Genomic DNA, 23,350 nt, shown 5'->3' with positions numbered 1-23,350 from the left:
CCGCATGTCCGTCACATCATCGGACCGACATGCGGTCATCCCGATCACGCCCGCGGCCACCCCGGCCGGGCCCCAGGAGGATCACCATGCTCGATCACCGGCTGAACAGCGAGTACGAGGAGCTGCGGCGCACCGTCGCCGAGTTCGCCCAGGACGTGGTCGCGCCGAAGATCGGCGAGTTCTACGAGCAGGGCGAGTTCCCCTACGAGATCGTCCGTGAGATGGGGCGGATGGGCCTCTTCGGCCTGCCGTTCTCCGAGGAGTACGGGGGCATGGGCGGCGACTACTTCGCGCTCTGCCTGGTCCTGGAGGAGCTCGCCCGGGTCGACTCCTCGGTGGCGATCACCCTGGAGGCCGCGGTCTCGCTCGGCGCGATGCCGATCTACCGCTTCGGGACGGAGGAGCAGAAGCGCGAGTGGCTGCCGCGGCTGACCTCCGGCGAGCTGCTCGGGGCGTTCGGCCTGACCGAGCCCGAGGGCGGCTCCGACGCCGGCGCGACCCGCACCACGGCGCGCTACGACGAGGCCACCGACGAGTGGGTCATCAACGGCACCAAGTGCTTCATCACCAACTCCGGTACCGAGATCACCGGCCTGGTCACCGTCACCGCGCTCACCGAACCGATCGCTCGTTCGAGTGAAGAGGGCGAATTCCCCTCGCCACGGCGGGAAATCTCTTCCATCATCGTGCCCACCGGAACCCCGGGGTTCCAGGTGTCCAAGAAGTACTCGAAGGTCGGGTGGAACGCATCCGACACCCGCGAATTGTCCTTTACCGACTGCCGCGTTCCCGCGGCCAACCTGCTGGGCGAGCGCGGCCGCGGCTACGCCCAGTTCCTGCGGATCCTCGACGAGGGCCGCATCGCGATCGCAGCCCTGGCCACCGGCCTGGCCCAGGGGTGCGTCGACCAGTCAGTCCTCTACGCCGGCCAGCGCCGGGCCTTCGGCCGTCCTATCGGCGCCAACCAGGCCATCCAGTTCAAGCTCGCCGACATGGAGATGCGCGCCCACACCTCCCGCCTGGCCTGGCGGGACGCCGCATCCCGGCTGCTGCACGGCGAACCGTTCAAGAAGGAGGCCGCGATCGCCAAGCTGTACTCATCCGAGGCCGCCGTCGACAACGCCCGTGAGGCGACCCAGATCCACGGCGGGTACGGCTTCATGAACGAATTCCCGGTCGCGCGCTTCTGGCGTGACTCCAAGATCCTGGAGATCGGGGAGGGCACTTCGGAGGTGCAGCGCATGCTCATCGCCCGTGAGCTCGGCGTCACCTCCTGAGGCACCCGCACCAGCTCCGGGGCGCCGCCGGCGCCCTCGGCTCCCCGTCTCTCGGCCTGCCGGTGCACCGGCAGGCCGAGAGACGCCGCCGAGAGACAGGAGAGACAGCGGGGCCCCGGGCAGACCGCCCTGTCCTTCACGGCAGTCGTCAGAGATCCATGAACATCCGGACCACCGGAGAGGAGGCACCCGAGGCACCGGACGAAAGCACAGCGGGCGGACGCGTCGACGACGACGGCAGGCACCCTCATAGCCGATGAGCCGTCAGGGAATCACAATCACCGGACGGTTGGCGCGACGGGCCAGCCGACCGGAGACCGATCCGAAGATCTTGCCGAGCAGGCCGTGCGTGCTGCCGACGACGATCGCGTCCGCGGCGTACTCGCGGCCGACCTCCTCGATCTCATGGCAGATGTCGCCGCCCCGCTCGACCAGGATCCAGGGCACCCCGGCGAGGAAGTCCGCGCAGGCGAGCTCCAGACCGAGCACCTCGGTCCGGTGATCGGGAAGGTCGACGAAGACGGGAGGTTCGCAGCCCGCCCACACCGTGGCCGGCAGGCGATTGGCCACGTGCACGATCACCAGCCCGCACTTCGAGCGACGAGCCATGCCCACCGCATAGGCCAGGGCACGCTCGCTCGACAGCGAGCCGTCGAATCCCACCACCACGCCGTGCTGGAAGGCGGGGTCGCACGAGCCGCCGGGCTTCTGCTGCACCGCGGGTTCGCCGGCGGCGCTCGGCAGGCCGGAGCCTCCCGGGTGGTCGGCACCCGGCCCCAGGCGGCCCGTCATCGCGGACTCCGCCGGGTCGGGCCGGTGGTCGCCTCGCTGCTGGCGGGAGCCGGAGCGGCCCCGGCGCGCGATAGTGCGAAGCAGGCGGGAGAATCCGCGGATATCCACGGCGTCCGCGCCCACATCAGGGTCCGCGCCAACTCCGGTCTGTGCACAACCACTGTCTCCCCCGGGCACTGCGCCCGCGCTGCGGACCGCATCCGGTTCAACCGGTCGGGAGGACTCAAAACCAGCCATGGCTCAAGGCTCTTCGAGGAAGATGGGCCGACAAGAGAGGACAACGCTGCCCGGGCAGCAGGCCCGCACGCGGGAAGACGTCGGTCTGCGCCGAGCACCACCGTTTGTGACCTGTTCCTTTCAGAGTACGACGGGCAGGAGACTCAGCCCAGCGGCAAAGCCTCGGAACGGCTTTGTTACCGCGAATGGAGGATGCGCCCGCCGCCGGCGATGCGCCCCCTGCCAGCGCGCGGTCGCGCCCCCTCCGGCAAAGGAGGGTCTCTGGAGCTTGACTGAGCGAACGGAGCGATGCAACAGGCCACCGGGACACCGTGACCGGACTGTCATTGATCGACAACGATCCGTCGCCGCCCGACACCGGCAACCGGCGTCGCAGGACGTCCGAACGAGGCCGCCACGGCCCACAGCCCGTGCGCCGTGCCGCGCCCTCTGCGCCGTCCCCCGGCCGCCATCCATCAGCCCACCGGTCCGGGCCGAATCCGGGTCCACCCCCGGGCCGCGTCCGGATCGACGTCAGGCCGTCCTGTGCCCGGCTCCGGGCCGCCTGTGTTCCACCGTCGGGCCGCTCCCGGTGGGCCCCGCGACGACCGGTCCGCCGCCGAACCGCTGTGGCCGCCCCCACCTCCCCCGGATCGTCTCCCCCACCCCGAGCAGCCGCCCCGCACTGCAACCCCGGCCCCATCCCTGCCACGCCTGCCGCTATCCGTTTCAGCCAATTCGCACGGGTTCGCGACGCTGCCTGGCATTTGCCACGTGCATACCCACAGCCGCTGGCACCATGCACGACATGCCGCTGCTCCTGTTCGACCTCGACAACACGCTGCTCCCCAGGGACGCCGCCTTCCGAGCCTGGGCCCGGGACTTCCTGACCGAGCGAGGCCTTCCGCCGGAGGACCTCGACTGGCTGGTCACCATCGACGGCGGCGGGTACGTGCCGCGCAGCACCGTACTGTCCGCGATCCAGCGCCGCTACGGCCTGGACGACTCTCTCGACTTCCTGCTCGCCCACTTCCGACGCGGCATCAACTCCCACATCCACTGCCCCTCCCGCAACATCGACGCGCTGCGGGCAGCGCGTGCGGCCGGGTGGACGCTCGGCATCGTCAGCAACGGCAACACCCGGCCGCAGTTGGAGAAGATCCGCCGGACCGGGCTGGGACCGATGGTCGACGGCTGGGTCATCTCGGAGGAGGCGGAGTGCGTCAAGCCTGACCCGTTGATCTTCGAGATCGCCGCGCAGCGGTGCGGCATCGCGCCCACCGGCGACTGGGCCTCGAACACCTGGATGGTCGGGGACCACGCCCCCGCCGACATCGCCGGCGCGGAGCTGACCGGGCTGCGCAGCGTCTGGCTGCACCACGGCCGCCCCTGGGCCGAGCCGGGCTACCGGCCGACGCTCAAGGCGGCCGGTCTGCCGGAGGCCGTCGGGCAGGTACTCGCCGCACGCAGCGCGCCGGGCGCCAGGCCCGGCATCCGGGCCGCCGGACCGGGCCACCGGCGGGCAGTGGGCACGGCCGCGATGGTAGGCAGCCGGCAGCTCCGGGGGCCCGCCGACGGGGCGGCGCCCGCAACAGCGCTGTCCGGCGCGCGAACCGGCGCGCAGGCCCCGCTTTCCGCCCTGGACGGCCCGCGTGCGCCTGTTCCCGGGGGCCGCCCGGACAGCGGCGCTCCGGCCGCCGTGGCGGCCGTCCGTGTCTGAAACCGTTCAGCCGGAGTTGCCGCAGTCACCCGTGGCCGACCTACCGCCGAGGAGCGTCCGGGGAACACCGGCCGGGTGAGTCGCCGGCCGGACGGACGGCCCGGGCCCGACTGCGCCCGGCGCCGGACCGCCCGACGACCGACGACCGACCGCGGCAACCGCGGCAACCGACCGACGACCCTGCTCGCCACCTTCACCTCGGCACGCGGGATCGGGCACACGGGACCGGGCAGGCGGGACCGGGCACGCGGCCTGCTACGGCTGCGCGGGGGCCGACTCCGCGGGGGCCGACCTCGTCCACCAGTGGCTGCGGCCCGCCACGGTGAAGCCGAGCTTGCGGTACAGCGGTTCACCGAGTGCGGTGGCGAGCAGGGTCGCCGGGCGGTCGGGGTCCGCGGCGGCCAGGGCCGTCTCCAGGACGGCGCGGGCCACGCCCCGGGAGCGGTGTTCGGGGAGCGTCGCGACCCAGTACACCCCGGTGGCGCGGCCGTCGTCGAAGGTCAGGCAAGCGCCGGCCAGTTCACCGGCGATCCTGGCCCGCCAGGCCCGGCAACCGGGCTCGTGCAGGAGGCGCTCGGGCAGCATCACACCCCGTATCCAGGGCTGGCGGTCCTCGATCGGGAAGCCGTCGACCACCGCGTGTTCGACCTCGGCGAAGGCGTCGGCGTCCAGCACCTCATCGACCGTCAGGTCGCCGCCGGCCCAGGCGCCCGTCGACGGCAGCGCGCCGAGCAAGGGTGCTTCGAGCGCGCCGGGCTCACGGACCATCACGGGCATCGCCCGGCCGTGCGCGCAGCCGTGGCGCGACATGTCCAGTTTGAGGTAGGGGTCCTCCAGCGTGAGCCGGGTGGTGGACCATTCCTCCAGCAGGGCCGCCAGTTCGTCTTCCAGCACGGCTGGTTGGTCATAGGGACGGGTCACCACGATGCGGTGGGCGTCGTCCGGGGTCCGGGCGCAGCGGACCGCGGTGAACCCGGGACGGATGAGGTGCTGCCACCCGTGGGCGCGCGCTTGGGCGAGCCAGAAGGCGGCGGCGTTGTCGGTGGCCTGTTCGAGCCGGCTGAGGTTGTCCACGACAGGACGGTAGCGCGGGCGACCGGCGTCCGATCCGCAGCCCTGGCACTGGCCGGATGGAGCCAGGGAGGCGCACACTTCGAGAGGCGTGCGCCCTCCCGTGCACCGCCTATTTTCGGTCAATCTCGCGCGACTCCCTCGCCCTTGGGCAAAGCCGCAGCCCAGACCCGCCGGCCGGGTACGCCGAAGCGGGGCACCCCAGGACCGGCCCCGCGACAACCAGCCACCGTTGCACCGGCCCCCTTCCCAGAAGGGTCGACGGGTGCCACGCTTCGTGATCGAATGCATCACGCCAAATTGCCATGTCGACATAGCGTCGGATGGTGAACTTGTCACAACGGCAACGGTCCACCCGATAGATTCGATCTTGGCCAGCAGTGCCGCACCACCACACCACACCACCGAGGGGGCTTGAGCGCCTTGAGCAGGGTGAGCAGGAGCGACGCGGGTCCTGACAGCGACCAGGCCGTGGCCGATATCGCGGGTCGGTCCGTGAGAGGCGCCGGCGTTTCGGCCACCGCTGCCAACCCCCGTTCCCCCGGCACCTCCAGCGCCGCCCCATACGTCCCGTACGCCTCGGTGAACACTCCGGCCTCACCGGCCTCACACACCCCCTCCGCACCAGCGGGCTCCGGTACAGGCACCTTCTCGGGCGCCCCGGACCATGCCGGACGACCCGTCAGCCGACCCGTCGTCAGCCACGGCGGTCTCCAGGGCCAGGGGACGGCCGGGCAGGCCGGCCCGTCGGTTCCCGGCCATCCTGGCGGTCACCCCGGAGCTCAGTCCGGCGCCCAGCCCGGCGGGCACCAGCTCGGCCGGGCGCTCGGCCATCCGGGCTCGGACGCCACGTTCCCGGCCTCCCCCGGTCCGGGCGCCGCGACGACACCCACCGGGCTGCCCGGAGGCACCTTCGGCCAGGGTCCGAGCGGGCAGGGTTCGGGCGGCCACGGCCCCCACCTCCACGGCCCCAACAGCCACAGCCCCGGCCCCCAGGGCCAGAGCGGCCAGAGCGGCCAGAACGCGAACGGCGGCGGCCCCAACAGCCAGGGCCAGGGCGGCCACGGCGGCCAGGGCGTCAACGGCCACGGCGGCTACGGCGCCGGCGGCGGCTCCGGCCTGAACGGCCCCTCGGTCCCCCTGATGTCCGCCGCCCCCCGGAAGCTCTCGGGCCGGCGCCGGCGCGAGACCGTCGCGGTGCTGATCTTCGGCGGCGCCCCGATCTTCGAGAGCTCGATCCCGCTCTCCGTCTTCGGCGTCGACCGCCAGGACGCCGGAGTGCCCCGCTACCGCCTGCTGGTCTGCGCCGGCGAGGAGGGGCCGCTGGCCACGACCGGAGGCCTCACCCTCTCCGCTCCGTACGGGCTGGAGGCGCTCGCCCGGGCGGGCACCATCGTCGTCCCGGCCTGGCGCTCGATCTCGCAGCCGCCGCCGGTCGAGGCGATCACCGCCCTGCGCAAGGCCCACCACGAGGGCGCGCGGATCATCGGCCTCTGCACCGGCGCCTTCGTGCTCGCCGCCGCCGGCCTGCTGGACGGCCGCCCCGCGACCACTCACTGGATGTACGCGCCGACCCTGGCCAAGCGCTATCCCCGGGTCCACGTCGACCCGCGGGAGCTCTTCGTCGACGACGGCGACGTGCTGACCTCGGCCGGCACCGCCGCCGGCATCGACCTCTGCCTGCACGTGGTGCGCAGCGACCACGGCGCCGAGGCCGCCAACGCGCTGGCCCGCCGGCTGGTGGTGCCCAGCCGCCGCAGCGGCGGAGGCCAGGCCCAGTACATCGATCAGTCTTTACCGGAGGAGATCGGCAACGACCCGCTCGCCGAGGTGGTCACCTGGGCGCTGGAGAACCTCAACCAGCAGTTCGACGTCGAGGTGCTGGCCGCGCGTGCCTACATGAGCCGGCGGACGTTCGACCGCCGGTTCCGCACGCTCACCGGCAGCGCCCCGCTGCAGTGGCTGATCACCCAGCGGGTGCTCCAGGCGCAGCGGCTGCTGGAGACGTCGGAGCTGTCGGTGGACGATGTCGCCCGCCGCTGCGGCTTCCGGTCGCCGGTGGCGCTGCGCGGGCACTTCCGGCGCCAGCTCGGGGTCTCGCCGGCCGCGTACCGGACCAGCTACCGGGCCCGTCGCCCCGGCTCGGCCTCGCCGACGCCGGCGCCGCTGCACGCCGGTGACCTCCGGCTGGCCGGTGCCGTGCCGGCGTCGGCCGCGGCCCATGCCGCGGCGGCCCTGGCGGCCGCCGCCACGGCGGCGGGCGGGGTGGTCCCCGGCCAGCACGGGCCGGCACCCGCACTGCCGTACCCCTCCGGCGGCCCGGGCCAGCACGGCTCGCTCGGGCAGCACGGCCAGCACGGCCAGCCGTCCGGGCAGGGGGTGCACGCTCGTGCCGCCCAGCCCTACCCGCATCCGCAGGCGGCTCACCAGCCGCACTCCGGCCAGCCGGGGACGGGGCGGGGCACGGCGCGGCCGCCCCTGGTCCCGCCGCAGGCCGGTCCCGGGGCGGGCCGGCCGCCGCGCACGGCGGAGCACGCCGCGGCGGAGGACGGTCAGCCGCAGCCCGGGGCCCGCGGTCAGGGGCAGGGGCACCGCAGCGCGGCCGAGCGACCGTCGGAGGACGGCTCCGGCGGCCGGGGGCACGGTGCGGCCACCGGCCGGGCGTCGGCGTCGGCCGCTCCGGCGACGCCGGAGGGCCGGGCCCGCCAGGCCCGCGGCCCCCAGGTCCGACCGCAGGGCGGCCGGGCCGCGGGTCCGGACGGGGCCCGTGAGCCGCGTGACCCCCGTCCCGCCCGGGACGGTCACCAGGCGCACCCGGTCCACCCCGCCCACCAGGCCGGCACGGCCCGGGAGGCGCACGAGCCCGACGGCCACGGTCAGGACGCGCACGGCTCCGAGTCCTGCGCCCCGGCACCCCGCTCGGCTCCTTCGGTGCCCGTGGCGCGTGATCGCGCCGTAGGGTGAGTGGCGTGAATGACCGTTTGGTATGGATCGACTGTGAAATGACAGGCCTCGACCTCGACCGGGACGCCCTGGTCGAGGTCGCGGCGCTGGTGACGGACTCCGAGCTGAACGTCCTCGGCGAGGGCGTCGACGTCATCATCCGCCCGCCCGCCGAGGCCCTGGCGAACATGCCCGAGGTGGTACGCACCATGCACACCTCCTCCGGGCTGCTCGACGAGCTGGAGCAGGGCGTCACGCTCGCCGAGGCCGAGGCACTCGTCCTCGCCTATGTGCGCGAGCACGCGCCGGAGGCCGGGCGGACGCCGCTGTGCGGGAACTCCGTGGCGACCGACCGCGGCTTCCTGTCCCGGGACATGCCGGCTCTGGAGGGGCACCTGCACTACCGGATCGTCGACGTCTCCTCGATCAAGGAGCTGGCCCGCCGCTGGTACCCGAGGGCGTACTACAACAGCCCGCAGAAGGGCGGCAACCACCGGGCGCTCGCGGACATCCGCGAGAGCATCGACGAACTGCGGTACTACCGCGAGGCGGTGTTCGTCCCCCAGCCCGGCCCGGACACCGACACCGCGCGCGCGATCGCCGAGAAGTACCACGCCCCGACGGACTGACCCGTCCGCACCTCCCGGGGCCGGACGCGAAGGCCGCCGCCGCCCCCGGGAGGGGTCCGCACCGGACTGATGGAAAGGCCCGCACCGGGCTGATGGAAACCCTGGCGCGAGCACCCTTCCGGATCCTGTATTGTTCTTCCTGTCGGAACGGGAACGCGAAGAGCGGGAACGAGCCGGACAGATGGTGGGTGTAGCTCAGTTGGTAGAGCACCTGGTTGTGGTCCAGGTGGCCGCGGGTTCAAGTCCCGTCACTCACCCCAGAGCCTGAGGGGCCGATCTCTTCAAGAGATCGGCCCCTCAGGCGTTTTCGCGTTCCCACGACCTCCTGCCTCCTCCCGGTTCCCGTGGTTTCCCCTCCGGGAGGTCTGCCGCCAGAAGCTACCGACTAGTAACATTGCTGCCATGACCACACCTTCGATCGGCCAGCTCCTCGACTCGACCGTGCCGATGGCACGCACCCTCAAGCTGGAGTACCTGGAGACGACGCCGGAGCGTGCCGTCCTCCGGCTGCCGGACCAGCCCGAGTACCACAACCACGTCGGCGGCCCGCACGCCGGCGCGATGTTCACCCTCGCCGAGTCGGCGAGCGGCTGCATCGTGCTGGGCGCCTTCGGTGACCAGCTCTCGCGGGCCGTGCCGCTCGCGGTGAGCGCCGAGATCTCCTACAAGAAGCTGGCCATGGGCACCGTCACCGCCACCGCGGTGCTGGGCCGTCCGGCTGCGGACATCGTCGCCGAGCTCGACAAGGGCGAGCGGCCGGAGTTCCCCGTCACCGTCGAGATCACCCGTGCCGACGGCGCCGTGACCGGCATCATGACCGTCATCTGGACGCTGCGCCCCAACTCCTGATCCCCGCAGGAGCCCTGGCCCGGTCACCGGGTCCGTCGGCGGGGCCGGCGAGCCGATGAGACCTGGTCCACGTGATGACTGTCCGTGACGACGCCCGTGACCTCACGGCCCGTTCGCTCGTTCTCAACTCACGTGCGAGCCAATCACGCGACCAAGGCCCCGGAACCCGTCCGACGCGCCGTCGGTGCCGCCCGGCGCCCCGGCGGCCGGTGGCTGCCCCGCCCGCGTGTCGTCGCCGCGGGCGGGGCGCTCCTCGCACAGCTCTGGGGCCTGGGAGCGGCCGGCGCCTACGCGGCGGCGGCCGGGCCGCTGCCGGAACCCGTCAGCCGCACCGTCGGCCGGACGCTGGACGGCGGCCCGGTCCTCGACGGGGGGTCAGCCGGGCACCCCGTGGGCGCGGCCGGTCAGGGCGCGGCGCCGCACTCCCCCGGTCCGGCGCCCAGCGGGCAGGCAGCCGCCCACCGACCCTCCGCCGAGCAGCCGTCCGCCGACCTGGCACCCGCCGGGCAGCCGGGCCCGGGCCGGGCGGCGCCCGGGCAGGCGGCGTCGCCCGGCGTCCTCGGCCGGCTCGCCGAACCGGCCACCGCGGCCGTGCCCGTGCCTGCTCTCAGCACCGCAGCCGCACCCGTCGGCGGCCTGTTCCAGGACCGGATCAGAGCGGGCGACCTGCCGCTGCCCGGTCAGCGGGCCTCCGTCCCGGACGCCTTCGCGATCGCCTCCGGACTGCTCGCCGCCGTGCCGGCCCAGACCCGCTCCGCCGAGACCCGCGCCTCCCGGGACGCCGACACCGGCGAGCCGGCCGCCGAACCCGGTCGGACGGGGGGCGGCGCCGCTCCGGCCGGGCCGTCCGCCCCGACGGCCACCGGGTCGCACGGCCCCGCCGTGCCGCCGCCCGACCGCGAAGCCGCCGACCGTCGGGCGCAGACCGCGGGACACCCCGGGGCAGGCGGCGGCGAGAGTGCCCGGACCGCCGTCGCCGACCGGTCCGCGCCGCACGAGAGCCCGGTCGCGACCGGCACGGCCGCCGAGTTCGCCGGGCACGGCCTCTCCGGCACCAGGACAGCCGTCCTGGCGCCCATCGCGGCCGGGTTGCTGCTCACCGGTGCCGCGATGTGCAAGCACCGGGGGCTGCCGCGCGGGCACTGAGCCGGCCCGTGCGCGCCCAGGCCCGACCGGCGCCCGACGAGGTCCGCCGCCCGGGCGTCGCCCTCGCTGTTGGGGAAGGCTCCCCCAGGGCGCCCGGGCGCTGAGGCGCGCAGGCGTCCAGGGCCTGCCTCCAGGCTCCCGCCGACCACCCGGAGAGGGGCGGGGCGGGAGACGGGTGGACGAGAGCCGGGCGGCGCAGGCCGGGCGCACCCCGACGTCTACCGGAAGACCTCCGGCGGCGGGGCCGGGGAGGGGGCGGCGGTGACGTCGGTGGCGGGCGCCGCACCGGCGGCGAAGTCGGCCAGTGCGCGGCCGTGTTCGACCCGGCCGAGGGCGGCGTCCGAGGCCACCTTGCGGCTCAGTTCGGCGATCGGGAGGGACGTGTGCGCGGCGGCCAGGATCAGGTTCCCGAACCGCTTCCCGCGCAGCACGGCGGGGTCCGCGACCAGGCAGAGCTCCGGGAAGACCGCACCGAGGGTGGCGATCTGCGAGCGGGCGAAGGACAGGGCCGACCCGTCGGCGATGTTCACGGCGTACCAGCCGCCCGGGGCGAGCGCGCGGGCGGCCAGTGCGGTGAACTCGACGGTGGTGCAGTGGGCCGGGACGCGGGCGCCGGAGAAGACGTCGGCGATCACCAGGTCGACGGTGCCCTCGGGGGTCCGCTCCAGGACGCTGCGGGCGTCCGCGCCGCGGACCTTGATCTGCCAGCCGCGTTCCAGGGGGAGTTCGGTCCGGACGAGTTCGGTGAGCGCGGTGTCGATCTCGGCGACCTGCTGGCGGGAGCGCGGGCGGGTGGCCGCGACGTAGCGGGCCAGGGTGAGGGCGCCGCCGCCGAGGTGCAGGACGGTGACCGGCCGGCCGGGCGGGGCGACCAGGTCGATCAGGTGGCCGAGCCGGCGCTGGTACTCGAAGCCCAGGTGGGTCGGGTCGGCGAGGTCGACCATCGACTGCGGGGCGCCGTCGATCAGCAGCGACCAGGCGGCGGAACGGTCACGGTCCGGGCGGAGTTCGGCCAGCCCGGAGTCGACGGGACGGGTGAGCGCCCCCTGGGCGTGCGTGCGGCCGCCGGGGCCGGTGACCGCCGACTGCGGCTCCGCCGCCGTACGGCCCTTGTCGGTACGGGCCTTGTCGGTACGGGCCTTGTCCGTGCCGCGGCCGGCCCTGCTGCTTCGTCCCATACCGGCCATTATCGCCGTCGTGCCGAAGGTCTCCGCAGCTCAGCGAGGAACCGGCGGAAGGAGGAGAGGGGGTGGCCGGTCCGGAAGCGGTCCGGGTGGCCCCGCCCGATGACGGGCACGACGTGTCTCCGCGGCCCGGGCAGCATGGACGGCACCGTTCGGTGCGGGCCTTCCGGACGGGCCTCGGAAGGGGTCTCAGAACGGTCCGAGGCCGCCGGCGGTCAGGGTGCAGGCGGCCTCGCAGAGCGCCGAACGCAGGACCCAGGCGTCGGTGGGGCGGGCGGTGAAGTCCGCTCCGACCGGTGGCATCACCCAGCGCGGATCGGTGGCGGGCAGGAGCAGGGCGCCGGCGGTACACGAGCTGCCGGGCAGGTGCCACGTCTCGGAGGTGCCGGCCGGGACGAAGAAGGAGACCGTGCTGCCGTTGCGGCTCTGCAGCGCCGCACCGCAGGCCCGGCGCAGCCGCAGGATGTCGACCGTCTCCAGGCCGTGCCGCAGCGCCACCGTGACGGTGTCGCAGCCGGTGACCACCACACCGCCCTCCGAGCCGAGCCGGCGGGCCGGCCCGCTGCCGCCGCCGCACGGGGCCCGGCCGCCCTCCAGGGGCCCGCGGCCCGGGCCGCGGTCGTCGGCCGCCTCGGGCAGCAGGGCGGGGGCGGCGGCCGCCAGCACCCCTCCGGCGACCAGGCGGTGGTACTGCGGTACTCCGATGGCCATCACGGGCTCTCCTGTCACCTCGTCCGATCGGAAGTGCCGCTGCTCCGGGGCGGGGGCCGCCACTGCGGGCGGTGGGCCTGGGCGACGACCGGGGCTTCCACGTAACAGGACAACGCCGGGGACACGGTCGAGGCCACGGGGCGTCTTACAGCAAGGCATGGCATTTCATGGCAGATCCAGGCAACAGCGCCCGGTTTGACCGCAATTGACAGCACATCATCCACAAACGCGCTGTGTCCAATCGGTGACTCCGGGTACTGTCGGTTGCGAGCCCGGGCCCATCCAGCCCCACCGGGCCCACCCGTGGCCGACCCCACCGGGCCCACCCGCGGCCGAGCGGAGTCCACGCGGCCGAGCGGGCCCCGGTCGGCCGACCGGCCGCACGGCGCCACCACCGGGCCGAACCACCGTACCCAGGACCGACACCCTCCGGAACCGCCCCACTTCGCACCAGCACCCCGCACGACCACGGAGCGCACCATGGCAGCCACCCCACCGGCCGAGCCGAACCGCCCGTCACCCAACACCGTGATGCGCGCACTGCGCGGCGACCGTTCGCCGGGCGAGTTCGCGATGGCCGTACGACGGGCCGCCCGCGAGATCGGCGAGCACGTCTCCTGCGACGCCCGCTACGTAGGGCGGGTGGAGGCGGGCGAGATCCGCTGCCCCAACTACGCCTACGAGCGGGTCTTCCGGCACATGTGGCCGGACCGCTCGCTGGCCGACCTCGGCTTCGCCCCCCGCACCTCCGTCCGCCGCCGCCCGGCGGACGGCGGCGCGGGCTCCGCACCACCCCGGCTCCACCCGCAGTTCCCGCCCCTGCCCGCCCCGCGCTCGCCGCACTCCATCCAACTCCCGTACGCTGCCTCGCCGTACGCGGAACCACCCCCACCGGACGGACCTGCGTCGCCGAGGTCCCCGGCGTCACTCCGGGGGCCCGATGGACCGCACCATTTCGACGAGGAGAACGACGACGTGCGTCGCCGTACGTTCCTGGCCGGCGGCCCGGCCGCGCTGGCCACCGTGATCGGCATCGACCGGCCGGCCTGGGCCGCCGACCGCGCCGCCCCGGGCACACCCGGGGCCGAGGAGACCGCCCGACTCGGCGCCGCCCCGGGCCTGTTCGCCCCCGAGCGGGGCACCGGCTTCGTCCCGGGCCGCCCCGGGCCGGTGCCCCCGCCCCGCCGGATCGGCGCCGCGGAGGTGCTCGACGTCGAGCAGGCCGTCCGGGACATCCGGCTGGCCGACGACGTGTACGGCGCCGACGCCCTGTTCGAGTTGGCCGGGCAGTCGCTGCGCACCGCCTACGTGCTGCTCAACGAGGGCGAGTACAGCGCCGAGACGGAGCGAAGACTTCAGGCCGGTGCCGGCGAACTCGCGATCTCGGTGGGCTGGCTGGCGCACGACTCGAACCGCTTGGCGGACGCCCGGTCGCTCTACGCCGAGGCGCTCGCCACCGCCCGGATGGCGGGCGACTCCGCCCTGGAGGCGCACGTGTTCTGCAACAGCGCCTTCCTCGCCCGGGACGCCGGACGCCCCCGCGAGGCGCTCCGCGCCGCCCAGGCCGGGCAGGCCGCCGCCCGGCAACTGGACTCCGACCGGCTGCTCTCCCTGCTGGCCATGCGCGAGGCCGGCGGCTGGGCGCTGCTGCAGGACCGGGCCGCCTGCGAACGGGCGCTCGGCCGGGCGTACACCCTGTTCGACCGCGGCCCCTCCGAGGCCGACCCCGAGTGGATGTCCTTCTTCGGCGAGGCCGAGATCGCCGGGCTGCAGTCCCAGTGCTGGTCCGCGCTCGGCGACTGGGACCGGGCCAGCGAACAGGCGGGGCTGGCCATAGCCCTCCAGGAGCCGCACTTCGTGCGCAACCGCGTGCTGTACACCGCCGAGCTGGCGCACGACCGCCTCGGCCGGGGGGACGTGGCCGGCGCCGCCGGCCACGGCACGGCCGCCGTGGCCCTGTTCGGCGAGGTCCGCTCGGCCCGGATCCGCAGCATGCTGGCGGACACCGCCGAGCGGCTGCGCCCGCACCGGACGGTGCCGGAGGTCGGCCGGTTCCTGACCGAGTACGACCTCGCGGCGGCCGCCTGAGCGGCCGGGGCCGGCGCTCGCCGGCACCGCGGCCGCGCCCCGCCCCTGACCGGCCGTCGGACGCGGGGCGCGGCGGCCGGTCAGTGCTGCAGGCCCTCCAGGTGGCTGAGGTCGTTCCAGACCTCGACCGCCGGTGCGCCGTACTCCCAGGACAGCACGCAGAGCGCCGCCGTCCCGAGCTTGAAGCGCTGGGCGTACTCGGGCGGCAGCCCGAGCCAGCGGGCGGTCAGGATGCGCAGCAGGTGGCCGTGCGCGAAGAGCACCACGTCGCGGTCGGCGCCGTGCATGACCGTGGTCGCCTCGTCCGGCACGCCGTGCTCGTCGTTGAGGCCGGCGAGGAAGCCGTCCACCCGGGCGGCGACCTCGGACAGCTTCTCGCCGCCGGGCACGCCGTCCCGCCAGATCAGCCAGCCGGGGTGGTCGGTGGCGCGGATGTCCGGGCCGGTCCGGCCCTCGTACTGACCGTAGTCCCACTCCAGCAGCTCCGGCCGGTCCACGGCACGGTCGCCGAAGCCCGCCAGGGCGCAGGTCTCCTTGGCGCGGCCGAGCGGGCTGGTGTAGACGAGGGCGTCCGGCAGGCCGTTCCAGGGGGCCTCGGCCAGGCGGGCGCCGAGCGCCCGGGCCATCGCGCGGCCCTCCTCGGTCAGCGGGATGTCGGTCCGGCCGGTGTGGCGGCCGGTGGCCGACCACTCGGTCTCGCCGTGGCGGACCAGGACGATTCGGGCGGGCATGGGTGGCTCCTCGCAGCGGGGCGGTGGCAACGGTCGGTCTCACCATTGAGCACCGGCACTCCATGATCCCTCACCTGCGGACCTCCTACGAGCCCGGGCGCCGCCGCAGCGAATCGCCCCCTCGGGTGGGCGGCGACCGGCACACCCGCCCGCCCACCGCCCGGAATCGGCGCGGATGGCCGCGGATGGCCGGACCGGACCGGATTGTCGGACCCGGGTGCGACACTGGGCCGCACCATGAACGTCTCGACGAACGTCCCGTCCCACGGGCACTTTGAGCCGCTCGCCCAGCGGCTCGCCGACCTGCGCGGTCCCGCACCGCAGCGCAGCCTGAACGCCCGCGCGCTCGCCGCCCTCGCCGCCAATCCGGGCTGTCACCGCCGCGCCGTGCTCGACGCCGCCGGGGTCGACAAGTCGGCGCTGGCCGCCCGGCTCGGCCGGCCCGCCCCGTTCGGCCAGTCCCCGTTCGCCCTCGCCCGCGGCGTGATCTTCGAGTCACGGCTGAAGGAGGACGACTACACGGCGCTGCTGGAGCCGCTGCGCCGCCACCTCGGCCTGCCGGCCGACGGCGGCGCCCCGCTCGCCGTGCCCGATCTGCTGCGCCGCTCCGGCCCCGCGGTCCGGGCCGAGCGGACGACCGCCGCACTGGCCCAGGCCGCCGCCGATCCGCAGGCCTGGACGCTGCTGGACCACCCGCTGCTGCGGCTCACCGTGGCCGGCAGCACCGCCTACCTGGAGCCGGACGCGGTCGTGGTGCACGGCGGGCGGTGCACCGTGATCGAGATCAAGTCCTTCCCGGTGCTGGACGGCAGTGCGGACCCGGCCAAGGTCGGTGCCGCCGCCCGCCAGGCCGCCGTCTACGTCCTGGCGCTCCAGGAGACGGCCGCCGCGCTGGCCGGCCGGGAGCCGGACCGCAACCCGTACGTCGAGCAGCGGCTGCCGGGCAGCCCCCGGCTGAGCGTGCTGCTGGTCTGCCCGAAGGACTTCAGCAACCGGCCGACCGCGGTGACCGTGGACGTCCGGCGCGAGCTGGCCACCACCCGCCGCCAGCTCAGCCGGATGACCGGCATCGGCCGGCTGCTGGACGCGCTGCCGCCGGGAGCCGGCTTCGACCTCGCGTCGGATCCGACGGGGGCCCCCGCCCGCTCGGCCGAGCAGCTGGCGGAGTCGGTCGAGGCGGTGCCGGCCGCGTACAGCCCGGACTGCCTCTCCACCTGTGAGCTGGGCTTCCATTGCCGTGCCCGGGCCCGCTGCGAGGACCGGGTCGAGCAGCTCGGCCGGGGCGTGCGCGGCGAGTTGGGCAGTATCCGGACCGTCACCGAGGCACTGGCCGCCGCCGAGGAGACCGGCCCCCGCCCCGAGGCCGCCCACGCCGAAACCACGGCCGCCGACGCCAGCCCCGCCGACGCTGGCCACGACGCCGGCCACGACGGCAACGACAGCGGCGACGGCAACGACGAGGCCGCCGCCCGGCTCGCGTACGCCGCCGCGCTGCGCGCCGAGGCGCTGGGCCGGCCGCTCGCCGAGCCGCCGGCGGAGGCGTTCGCCGGGGCCGGAGCCGCCCGATGAGCCTGCTCGGCACCCTCGCCCGGCTGGAGGCCGTCCGCAGCGGCCGGGCCGAGCCGCTGGCCACCGTCCGCCACCGGCACCTCGCCGAACGCCCGATGGTGGTCGTCCCGCTGACCGCCGCCGGCGAGGCGGGCGCACCGCTGGCCGTGCTGCTGGGCACCGACCGCTCGGCGCCCCGGCTGCACGTCGTCCCACAGCCGCTCAACCGCACCCTGCGCTTCGACTTCCTGGCCGAACTGGCCGCCGACCTGCTGCCCTACCTGGAGTCCTTCGCCGACGAGGTGGAGCAGATCGAGGGTTCCGAGAAGGATCCGGAGACCGGCGAGAAGACGCAGGTCTTCCGCGAGCTGTGCGCCGACGCGCCGCAGCTGATCGTGCCCAACGCCGCGGGCGTGCACCACCTCGCCCTGCTCGGCCGCTCCACCCGCTTCCGCCGCACCGTGGAGGACGACGAGCCGGGCCCCTACCCGGCGCCGGCCCGGGTGCCGCTGCTCGGCCGCTGGCTGACCCACCTCACCGACCGGGCCCAGGTGCCCGGCTCCAGCCTGCTGCTGGCGATGACCGGCCTGCTCTCCCGGCACTGGGCGACCGGCCAGAGCCACCTGGAGGACCAGCACCTCGCCGCCCGGCTGGCCTGGCACGCGCCGCCGGCCGGCCTGACCGGGGCCGAGGCCGCCGAGCTGGCCGAGTCCGCGCGGGACGGGGCCGGCCAGCTGCTCCACCCGCCCGCCGGCCCCGCCACCGACCCGCGCTTCGACGAACTGGTGCTGGGCCCGGCCATCGCCCGCTACGACGCCGCCGCGGCCGCCCTGGCGCACGCCGCCCAGGAGCCCGGCGGCACCGACGCGGAGCAGGCCCGGGCCGCGGTCCGGACGGCTGTCGAGCAGCTGCGCGCGGTGCTCTCCCGGGTGCTGCTGCCCACCTGGCACGACGTGTGGCACGGCCTGGACCTGCTCCGCGAGCTGCCGCCGGCCGGGCACCTGGCGGAGCGCTGGACGGGCGACCGCTGGTCCTACACCGGCCACCGGGACCGGCTGGCGGCCGGCGAGCCGCCGCAGCCCCGGCAGGACGACGCCGTGACGGCCGCCCGGAAGCTGGCGCAGCGCGAGCGCGAGCAGGCCCGGCTGGACGTCCAGGAGGCCCTGGACGACCCGCTGGCGATGGCCGAGCACCGGCTGGCCGGCGAGGCCTTCGCGGGGGTGGTCACCGACGTGGTGCCGGACTACGACACCTCGGGGCGCTCGCCCAAGCCGCGTCCGCTGGTGACCGTCCGGACCGCCGACCGCCCGCACGCGGACCTCGGCCGGGAGGCGCACCGGGTCCGGGCCTCCCCCCTCGCGGACTCCGGCGCCGCGCCGAGCCCGCAGAAGGCGGTGATCACCGCGGTCGACCCGGTGGCGGGCACCATCACCCTGCGGGTGCTGTCCGGCATGGGGCGCCGGAAGGAGCCGGAGCCGGGCAGCCTGCCCGAGCCCGGCGAGCGGATCACCTTCACCCTGTTCGAACTGACCGTCCGCCAGTCCGCGCCGCTGCCCGAGCCGGACGACACGCCGTGGACGCACGGCGGCCCGCCCGGCGCCGCCGCCACCCCGGGGCCGGCCGCCGCCGGCGCCGCAGCCGCCACCGCCGTCGAGGAGTGGGAGTGACCCCGCCGATGAACAGCGAGCAGGCCCCCGGGGCGGCCGCCGACGCCGCGGTGGCCAGGATCCTGGAGGCCACCGTCCGCCCGGCCGTCGGCGCCCCGCGCGGCGTGGTGGTCGACTCCCCGCCCGGCGCCGGAAAGTCCACCCTGGTGGTGCGGGCCGCCCGCGAGCTGGTCGAGGCCGGTGAGCGCCTCATGATCGTCGCGCAGACCAACGGACAGGTGGACGACCTGGTCGACCGACTGGCCGAGAAGGCGCCCGGGCTGACGATCGGCCGGCTGCACGCCGCGGACTCCCGGCCCGGCCCCGAGGTGCTGCGGCACCCCAACGTCACGCCCTCCGACAAGGTGGCGGAGCTGGCCGAGCACGACGTGGTGGTCTCGACGGCCGCCAAGTGGCAGTGGGTGAGGACCGAGGCGCCGTGGCGGCACGCGATCGTCGACGAGGCGTACCAGATGCGCTCGGACGCCCTGCTCGCGGTGGCCCGGCTGTTCGAGCGGGCCCTGTTCGTGGGGGACCCGGGCCAGCTGGACCCGTTCACGGTGGTCGGCACCGAGCAGTGGGCGGGGCTGTCGTACGACCCGTCGAGCAGCGCCGTGGTCACGCTGCTCGCGCACAACCCGCAGATCGAGCCGCACCGGCTGCCGGTCTCCTGGCGGCTGCCGGCCAGCGCGGCGCCGCTGATCTCCGACGCGTTCTACCCGTACACGCCGTTCCGGTCCGGCACCGGGCCCGGCGACCGGCTGCTCACCGCCTCGGTGCGGCCGGACGGCTCCGCGCTGGACGCGGCGATCGACCGGGCGGCCGAGCACGGCTGGGCGCTGCTGGAGCTGCCCGCCCGGCACACCGTCCGGACCGACCCGCAGGCGGTGGCCGCCGTGGCGGCGACCGTCCGCCGGCTGCTGGAGCGCGGTCTGACGGCCCACTCCGAGCAGGGCACCGTCCCGCTCGCCCCCGGCCGGATCGCGGTCGGCACGGCCCACCGGGACCAGGCGGCGGCCGTCCGGGCGGCGCTGGTCAAGGCCGGTGTCCCGGTCGACCCGACGACCGGCCCGGCCGTCACGGTGGACACCGCCAACCGGCTGCAGGGCCGGGAGTACGACGTCACGGTGGTGCTGCACCCGCTCTCCGGGCGGCCGGACGCGACCGCCTTCCACCTGGAGACGGGCCGGCTCTGCGTGCTCGCCTCCCGGCACCGGCACGCGTGCATCGTGGTGGCCCGGGCCGGCATCGCCGAGCTGCTGGACGAGCACCCGGCTACCGAACCCGTCCAGCTGGGCGTCTCGGTCAAGTTCCCCGACGGCTGGGAGGCCAACCACCAGGTGCTGCAGCACCTCGCCGGGCACCGGGTACGGCTGGCACGCTGAGCGGGCCGGCCGGGGGCGGTGGCCGGCTCCCGCAGGTCGGCGGCGTCTCCCGCCGGGTGCACGCCCCCGGCGCGCCGGGAGGGAATAGCGCCCGGACTCGCACCGTTCCGTTACCGGCAGTCGCCGCGAGACAATGGACGGCGGCCAGGACCGGGCGGCGTCCTCCCCGGCCGCCGCCGTCCGCCCCCACCGAGCCCCCGGAGGTGTCCGTCCATGCCCGACTCCCACGCCCAGGCGTCCGACCCGAGCCGTTCGACCGTGCCGGCCGGTCCGGGCGCAGGCGCCGGTGAAGCGCCCGCCCGCCGCCGTCGCCCGGTCCAGCTGCTGTTCGAGCCGAACCTCGCCGAGCCGGAGCCGGAGCGGTTCTTCGACCTGGAGTCGATAGAGGACCCGGCCGAGCTGCTGCGCCGTTCCACCGAGCTGGCGCTGGCCTTCCGCGCGGCCGCCGAGCGGGCCACCGACTTCCAGGCCGTCGCCGCCGCGCAGCTCGCGGACACCCGCCGGTTCGACGCGCTCTCCGAGGCCGAGATCGCCGAGCGGGCGGACTGGACGCCGGACTACGCGACCAAGATGATCGAGTACGGCCGCGGCCTGCTCCAGCCCCGCCGCCACGAGGGCTGACCGCCTCCCGGGGGCGGGCCGCGATCAGGGGCCGGGCCGCGATCGGGGCGGCAACCTCGCCAGTGGCATATGCGGCGCGGCAGGGTACGCCGCTCCCCGCCGTGCTGTCCGGCGAACCACGCTTTCCCTCCCGGACACCCGGCCGACACCCCACTCTGCTGTCCGTGGACATCTGGACCTATCAGTCGGTGGAGTACGTCACGGTGGCCGGGGAGGCCTGGCTCGCCTCCGCCAGCGAGTACCCCCGCAGCATGCGCGCCCTCTGGGAGTCGCGCCCGTGGGCGCCCTCGGTGCTGCCCTGCGGGCGCGCCTTCGACGTGATCAGCATGCCGTCCCTGTTCGGCCGGCGGGTGCTGGACGAGCTGTGGACCTCCGGCCCCGGCTGCGGCCCGGTCGCCGTGTACCGGGGGCGCACCCTGCTGTTCGTCCGGCCTGGGGCGGCGGCCCGGCTGCGGCGGCTGCTCGCCTGGGAGGAGTGGGCCCGGGACGTCCCGCCGCTGCTCTGCCACGGCCGCGGCGACGCGGTGACCGTCCCGCCGGTGCAGCGGATGCTGCACAGCCCGGACTCGCCCGGTCTGGGTGCCGGGCGGTGGATCGTCGCCCCGGAGGCCCGGGACCCGTGGCTGCCGGGCGCCTCGGTGGTGCTCTGGGCCTGCGTCCGGGCGGCCCGAGAGTCGGCCGAGCGGACCGGTTCGACGGCCCTGCCGGTGGGCTGAGCCCGGCGCCGCGGGTGGGCTGAGCGCGGCCCTGCCGGTGGGCTGAGCCCGGCGCTGCCGGTGGGCTGAGCCCGGCGCTGCCGGTGGGCTGAGCCCGGCGCTGCCGGTGGGCTGAGCGCGGCCGCCCCCGGCTCCGGGTATTCGATTTTGGCCGGGCCGCGCGCCGCTGCTAAAGTCTCCTCTGTCAGCAGGCGCCGCTAGCTCAGTTGGTTAGAGCAGCTGACTCTTAATCAGCGGGTCCGGGGTTCGAGTCCCTGGCGGCGCACAGACAGCCGGAAGGCCCCTTGCGAGAGCGAGGGGCCTTCCGGCGTTTTCCGATCCTTGGGGCAGGTACGGGGTGCCGGACGGGTCGATCCCGTCCGGCACCCCGCGGGCTCAGCGGCCGCGCAGCGAGCGGTAGCGCGCGACCAGCTCCGCGGTGGAGCTGTCCAGCGCGTCGGCGCCCTCACCGGTCAGCAGCACCGGCTCGATCCGCTTGGCGAGCACCTTGCCGAGCTCGACGCCCCACTGGTCGAAGGAGTCGATGTTCCAGATCGCGCCCTGGACGAACACCTTGTGCTCGTACAGCGCGACCAGCTGGCCGAGCACCGACGGGGTCAGCTCCCCGGCCAGGATGGTGGTGGTCGGGTGGTTGCCCTTGAAGGTCTTGTGCGGGACCAGCTCGGCCGGCACGCCCTCGGCCGCGACCTCCTCCGGCGTCTTGCCGAAGGCCAGCGCCTGGGTCTGGGCGAAGAAGTTGGCGAGCAGCAGGTCGTGCTGGGCGACCAGGCCGTCGGGCAGGTCGGCGACCGGCCGGGCGAAGCCGATGAAGTCGGCCGGGATGACCTTGGTGCCCTGGTGCAGCAGCTGGTAGTAGGCGTGCTGGCCGTTGGTGCCCGGCGTGCCCCAGACCACCGGGCCGGTCTGCCAGCTCACCGGGTTGCCCTCGCGGTCCACCGACTTGCCGTTGGACTCCATGTCCAGCTGCTGGAGGTAGGCGGTGAACTTCGACAGGTAGTGCGAGTACGGCAGCACCGCGTGCGCCTGGGCGTCGAAGAAGGCCCCGTACCAGACGCCGAGCAGGCCGAGCAGCAGCGGGACGTTCTCCTCGGCGGGAGCGGTGCGGAAGTGCTCGTCGACCAGGTGGAAGCCGTCCAGCATCTCGCGGAAGGCGTCCGGGCCGATGGCGATCATCAGCGAGAGGCCGATCGCCGAGTCGTAGGAGTAGCGGCCGCCCACCCAGTCCCAGAACTCGAACATGTTGGCGGTGTCGATGCCGAAGTCCGCGACGCCCTCGGCGTTGGTGGAGAGGGCGACGAAGTGCTTCGCCACCGCCTCGGTGCCGGCGTCCAGGCCCGCGAGCAGCCAGTCGCGGGCGGAGACCGCGTTGGTGATGGTCTCGATGGTGGTGAAGGTCTTGGAGGCGACGATGAAGAGCGTCTCCGCCGGGTCGAGGTCGCGGACGGCCTCGTGCAGGTCGGCGCCGTCCACGTTGGAGACGAAGCGGACGTCGAGGTCGCGGTCGGCGAAGGAGCGCAGCGCCTCGTAGGCCATCGCGGGGCCGAGGTCGGAGCCGCCGATGCCGATGTTGACGACCGTGCGGATCCGCTGGCCGGTGTGGCCGCGCCAGTCGCCGCCGCGGACCTGCTCGGCGAAGGCCGCCATCTTGTCGAGGACGGCGTGCACGGCGGGCACCACGTTCTCGCCGTCCACCTCGACGACGGCGCCGCGCGGGGCGCGCAGCGCGGTGTGCAGGACGGCGCGGTGCTCGGTGTTGTTGATCTTCTCGCCGCGGAACATCGCGTCCCGCAGCCGGGCGACGCCGGTGGCCTCGGCGAGCTCGCGCAGCAGGGTCAGCGTCTCGTCCGTGACCAGCTGCTTGGCGTAGTCCACGTGCAGGTCGCCGACCCGGAGGGTGTAGCGGCGGCCGCGCTCCGGGTCGGCGGCGAACAGCTCGCGCAGGTGCGTCTCGCCCAGCTCCGCGCGGTGCTTGCCGAGGGCGGCCCACTGCGGGGTGCGGTCCAGGGGGGTACGGGAGTCGGCACGGGTCTCCGACATCGGTGGCTCCTCGTTTCATCTGGGTGCAGATACCGGCAGG

17 protein-coding genes, 2 tRNA genes and 1 pseudogene are annotated in these 23,350 nt (G+C 75.0%); 14 read left to right on the top strand and 6 right to left on the bottom strand.

Features of this window, described 5'->3' with window-relative positions:
• The first annotated feature begins 86 nt into the window (after positions 1-86).
• Positions 87-1,277, top strand: a complete 1,191-nt coding sequence (locus tag ABZ497_RS14225; protein ID WP_329487752.1) for an acyl-CoA dehydrogenase family protein — start codon at positions 87-89, stop codon at positions 1,275-1,277.
• Between the two features lie 264 nt (positions 1,278-1,541).
• On the opposite strand, the gene ABZ497_RS14220 is transcribed toward ABZ497_RS14225, so the two are convergent.
• Positions 1,542-2,021 carry a universal stress protein gene (locus ABZ497_RS14220; protein WP_359805087.1) on the bottom strand — a complete coding sequence of 160 codons (480 nt, stop codon included), beginning with the start codon at positions 2,019-2,021 and terminating at the stop codon, positions 1,542-1,544.
• A gap of 1,072 nt (positions 2,022-3,093) precedes the next feature.
• Between ABZ497_RS14220 and ABZ497_RS14215 the strand changes: the two genes are divergently transcribed.
• The gene (locus ABZ497_RS14215; RefSeq protein ID WP_359805049.1) at positions 3,094-4,005 is read left to right on the top strand and encodes an HAD family hydrolase; all 912 of its coding nucleotides are present in this window, start codon (positions 3,094-3,096) and stop codon (positions 4,003-4,005) included.
• Positions 4,006-4,260: 255 nt separating this feature from the next.
• On the opposite strand, the gene ABZ497_RS14210 is transcribed toward ABZ497_RS14215, so the two are convergent.
• Positions 4,261-5,079, bottom strand: a complete 819-nt coding sequence (locus tag ABZ497_RS14210; RefSeq protein ID WP_359805047.1) for a GNAT family N-acetyltransferase — start codon at positions 5,077-5,079, stop codon at positions 4,261-4,263.
• A 1,140-nt stretch (positions 5,080-6,219) separates the two neighbouring features.
• Here ABZ497_RS14210 and ABZ497_RS14205 point away from each other — a divergent pair.
• The 5 genes and pseudogenes from ABZ497_RS14205 to ABZ497_RS14185 form a co-directional block, all read left to right on the top strand.
• Positions 6,220-7,215 (top strand): annotated as a pseudogene (locus tag ABZ497_RS14205) (helix-turn-helix domain-containing protein); the annotation flags it as partial.
• Between the two features lie 830 nt (positions 7,216-8,045).
• Entirely contained in the window at positions 8,046-8,648 is a 603-nt protein-coding gene (gene orn / locus ABZ497_RS14200) for an oligoribonuclease (RefSeq protein ID WP_329487755.1), read from the top strand.
• Positions 8,649-8,832: 184 nt separating this feature from the next.
• A tRNA-His gene (locus ABZ497_RS14195) sits at positions 8,833-8,908 on the top strand.
• A gap of 142 nt (positions 8,909-9,050) precedes the next feature.
• Positions 9,051-9,497 (top strand): DUF4442 domain-containing protein, encoded by a 447-nt coding sequence (locus tag ABZ497_RS14190; protein ID WP_329487756.1) that lies wholly within the window; start codon positions 9,051-9,053, stop codon positions 9,495-9,497.
• Positions 9,498-9,629: 132 nt separating this feature from the next.
• Positions 9,630-10,643 carry a hypothetical protein gene (locus ABZ497_RS14185; protein ID WP_359805045.1) on the top strand — a complete coding sequence of 338 codons (1,014 nt, stop codon included), beginning with the start codon at positions 9,630-9,632 and terminating at the stop codon, positions 10,641-10,643.
• A gap of 218 nt (positions 10,644-10,861) precedes the next feature.
• Here the strand turns inward: ABZ497_RS14185 and ABZ497_RS14180 are convergent, their stop codons facing one another.
• Both ABZ497_RS14180 and ABZ497_RS14175 read right to left on the bottom strand, forming a co-directional pair.
• Complete coding sequence (locus ABZ497_RS14180) at positions 10,862-11,830, bottom strand: fused MFS/spermidine synthase (RefSeq protein WP_359805043.1); 969 nt, start codon at positions 11,828-11,830, stop codon at positions 10,862-10,864.
• Between the two features lie 186 nt (positions 11,831-12,016).
• The gene (locus ABZ497_RS14175; protein ID WP_329487759.1) at positions 12,017-12,538 is read right to left on the bottom strand and encodes a hypothetical protein; all 522 of its coding nucleotides are present in this window, start codon (positions 12,536-12,538) and stop codon (positions 12,017-12,019) included.
• A 480-nt stretch (positions 12,539-13,018) separates the two neighbouring features.
• On the opposite strand from ABZ497_RS14175, the gene ABZ497_RS14170 reads away from it, so the two are divergent.
• On the top strand, positions 13,019-14,626 hold the full coding sequence (locus ABZ497_RS14170; protein ID WP_359805041.1) for a tetratricopeptide repeat protein: 1,608 nt from the start codon (positions 13,019-13,021) through the stop codon (positions 14,624-14,626).
• A gap of 80 nt (positions 14,627-14,706) precedes the next feature.
• Here ABZ497_RS14170 and ABZ497_RS14165 read toward each other — a convergent pair whose 3' ends face one another.
• On the bottom strand, positions 14,707-15,357 hold the full coding sequence (locus ABZ497_RS14165; RefSeq protein WP_329487761.1) for a histidine phosphatase family protein: 651 nt from the start codon (positions 15,355-15,357) through the stop codon (positions 14,707-14,709).
• A 237-nt stretch (positions 15,358-15,594) separates the two neighbouring features.
• On the opposite strand from ABZ497_RS14165, the gene ABZ497_RS14160 reads away from it, so the two are divergent.
• The 6 genes from ABZ497_RS14160 (at position 15,595) to ABZ497_RS14135 (ending at position 21,538) form a co-directional block, all read left to right on the top strand.
• The gene (locus tag ABZ497_RS14160; RefSeq protein WP_359805039.1) at positions 15,595-16,926 is read left to right on the top strand and encodes a hypothetical protein; all 1,332 of its coding nucleotides are present in this window, start codon (positions 15,595-15,597) and stop codon (positions 16,924-16,926) included.
• On the top strand, positions 16,923-18,572 hold the full coding sequence (locus tag ABZ497_RS14155) for a hypothetical protein (protein ID WP_359805037.1): 1,650 nt from the start codon (positions 16,923-16,925) through the stop codon (positions 18,570-18,572). Before ABZ497_RS14160 ends, ABZ497_RS14155 begins: the two co-directional genes overlap by 4 nt.
• Positions 18,573-18,580: 8 nt before the next feature.
• On the top strand, positions 18,581-19,936 hold the full coding sequence (locus ABZ497_RS14150; RefSeq protein WP_329492105.1) for an AAA family ATPase: 1,356 nt from the start codon (positions 18,581-18,583) through the stop codon (positions 19,934-19,936).
• Positions 19,937-20,149: 213 nt separating this feature from the next.
• A complete protein-coding gene (locus ABZ497_RS14145) occupies positions 20,150-20,557 on the top strand; it encodes a hypothetical protein (protein ID WP_329487764.1) in 408 nt (135 codons plus the stop codon).
• 104 nt (positions 20,558-20,661) lie between these two features.
• The gene (locus ABZ497_RS14140; RefSeq protein ID WP_359805085.1) at positions 20,662-21,273 is read left to right on the top strand and encodes a bifunctional DNA primase/polymerase; all 612 of its coding nucleotides are present in this window, start codon (positions 20,662-20,664) and stop codon (positions 21,271-21,273) included.
• Positions 21,274-21,464: 191 nt separating this feature from the next.
• Positions 21,465-21,538, top strand: a tRNA-Lys gene (locus ABZ497_RS14135).
• A gap of 110 nt (positions 21,539-21,648) precedes the next feature.
• Here ABZ497_RS14135 and pgi read toward each other — a convergent pair.
• Positions 21,649-23,310 (bottom strand): glucose-6-phosphate isomerase, encoded by a 1,662-nt coding sequence (pgi, locus tag ABZ497_RS14130; protein WP_359805035.1) that lies wholly within the window; start codon positions 23,308-23,310, stop codon positions 21,649-21,651.
• Positions 23,311-23,350 lie beyond the last annotated feature (40 nt).

It is taken from the genome of Kitasatospora sp. NPDC005751 (genome assembly GCF_040630835.1).
Lineage (GTDB): Bacteria > Actinomycetota > Actinomycetes > Streptomycetales > Streptomycetaceae > Kitasatospora.
The sequence above is the reverse complement of the archived record's forward strand: the minus strand, read 5'-3'. Positions and strand labels throughout refer to the sequence as shown.

What these genes read in the sequence shown, in the direction of transcription:
- ABZ497_RS14150 (WP_329492105.1), top strand. Translation starts at nt 18,581, where the DNA reads ATGAACAGCGAGCAGGCCCCCGGGGCGGCCGCCGACGCCGCGGTGGCC.
- ABZ497_RS14170 (WP_359805041.1), top strand. Translation starts at nt 13,019, where the DNA reads ATGGCAGCCACCCCACCGGCCGAGCCGAACCGCCCGTCACCCAACACC.
- ABZ497_RS14190 (WP_329487756.1), top strand. Translation starts at nt 9,051, where the DNA reads ATGACCACACCTTCGATCGGCCAGCTCCTCGACTCGACCGTGCCGATG.
- ABZ497_RS14225 (WP_329487752.1), top strand. Translation starts at nt 87, where the DNA reads ATGCTCGATCACCGGCTGAACAGCGAGTACGAGGAGCTGCGGCGCACC.
- ABZ497_RS14145 (WP_329487764.1), top strand. Translation starts at nt 20,150, where the DNA reads ATGCCCGACTCCCACGCCCAGGCGTCCGACCCGAGCCGTTCGACCGTG.
- ABZ497_RS14215 (WP_359805049.1), top strand. Translation starts at nt 3,094, where the DNA reads ATGCCGCTGCTCCTGTTCGACCTCGACAACACGCTGCTCCCCAGGGAC.
- pgi (WP_359805035.1), bottom strand. Translation starts at nt 23,310, where the DNA reads ATGTCGGAGACCCGTGCCGACTCCCGTACCCCCCTGGACCGCACCCCG.
- ABZ497_RS14155 (WP_359805037.1), top strand. Translation starts at nt 16,923, where the DNA reads ATGAGCCTGCTCGGCACCCTCGCCCGGCTGGAGGCCGTCCGCAGCGGC.
- ABZ497_RS14165 (WP_329487761.1), bottom strand. Translation starts at nt 15,357, where the DNA reads ATGCCCGCCCGAATCGTCCTGGTCCGCCACGGCGAGACCGAGTGGTCG.
- ABZ497_RS14175 (WP_329487759.1), bottom strand. Translation starts at nt 12,538, where the DNA reads ATGGCCATCGGAGTACCGCAGTACCACCGCCTGGTCGCCGGAGGGGTG.
- ABZ497_RS14180 (WP_359805043.1), bottom strand. Translation starts at nt 11,830, where the DNA reads ATGGCCGGTATGGGACGAAGCAGCAGGGCCGGCCGCGGCACGGACAAG.
- ABZ497_RS14160 (WP_359805039.1), top strand. Translation starts at nt 15,595, where the DNA reads ATGAACGTCTCGACGAACGTCCCGTCCCACGGGCACTTTGAGCCGCTC.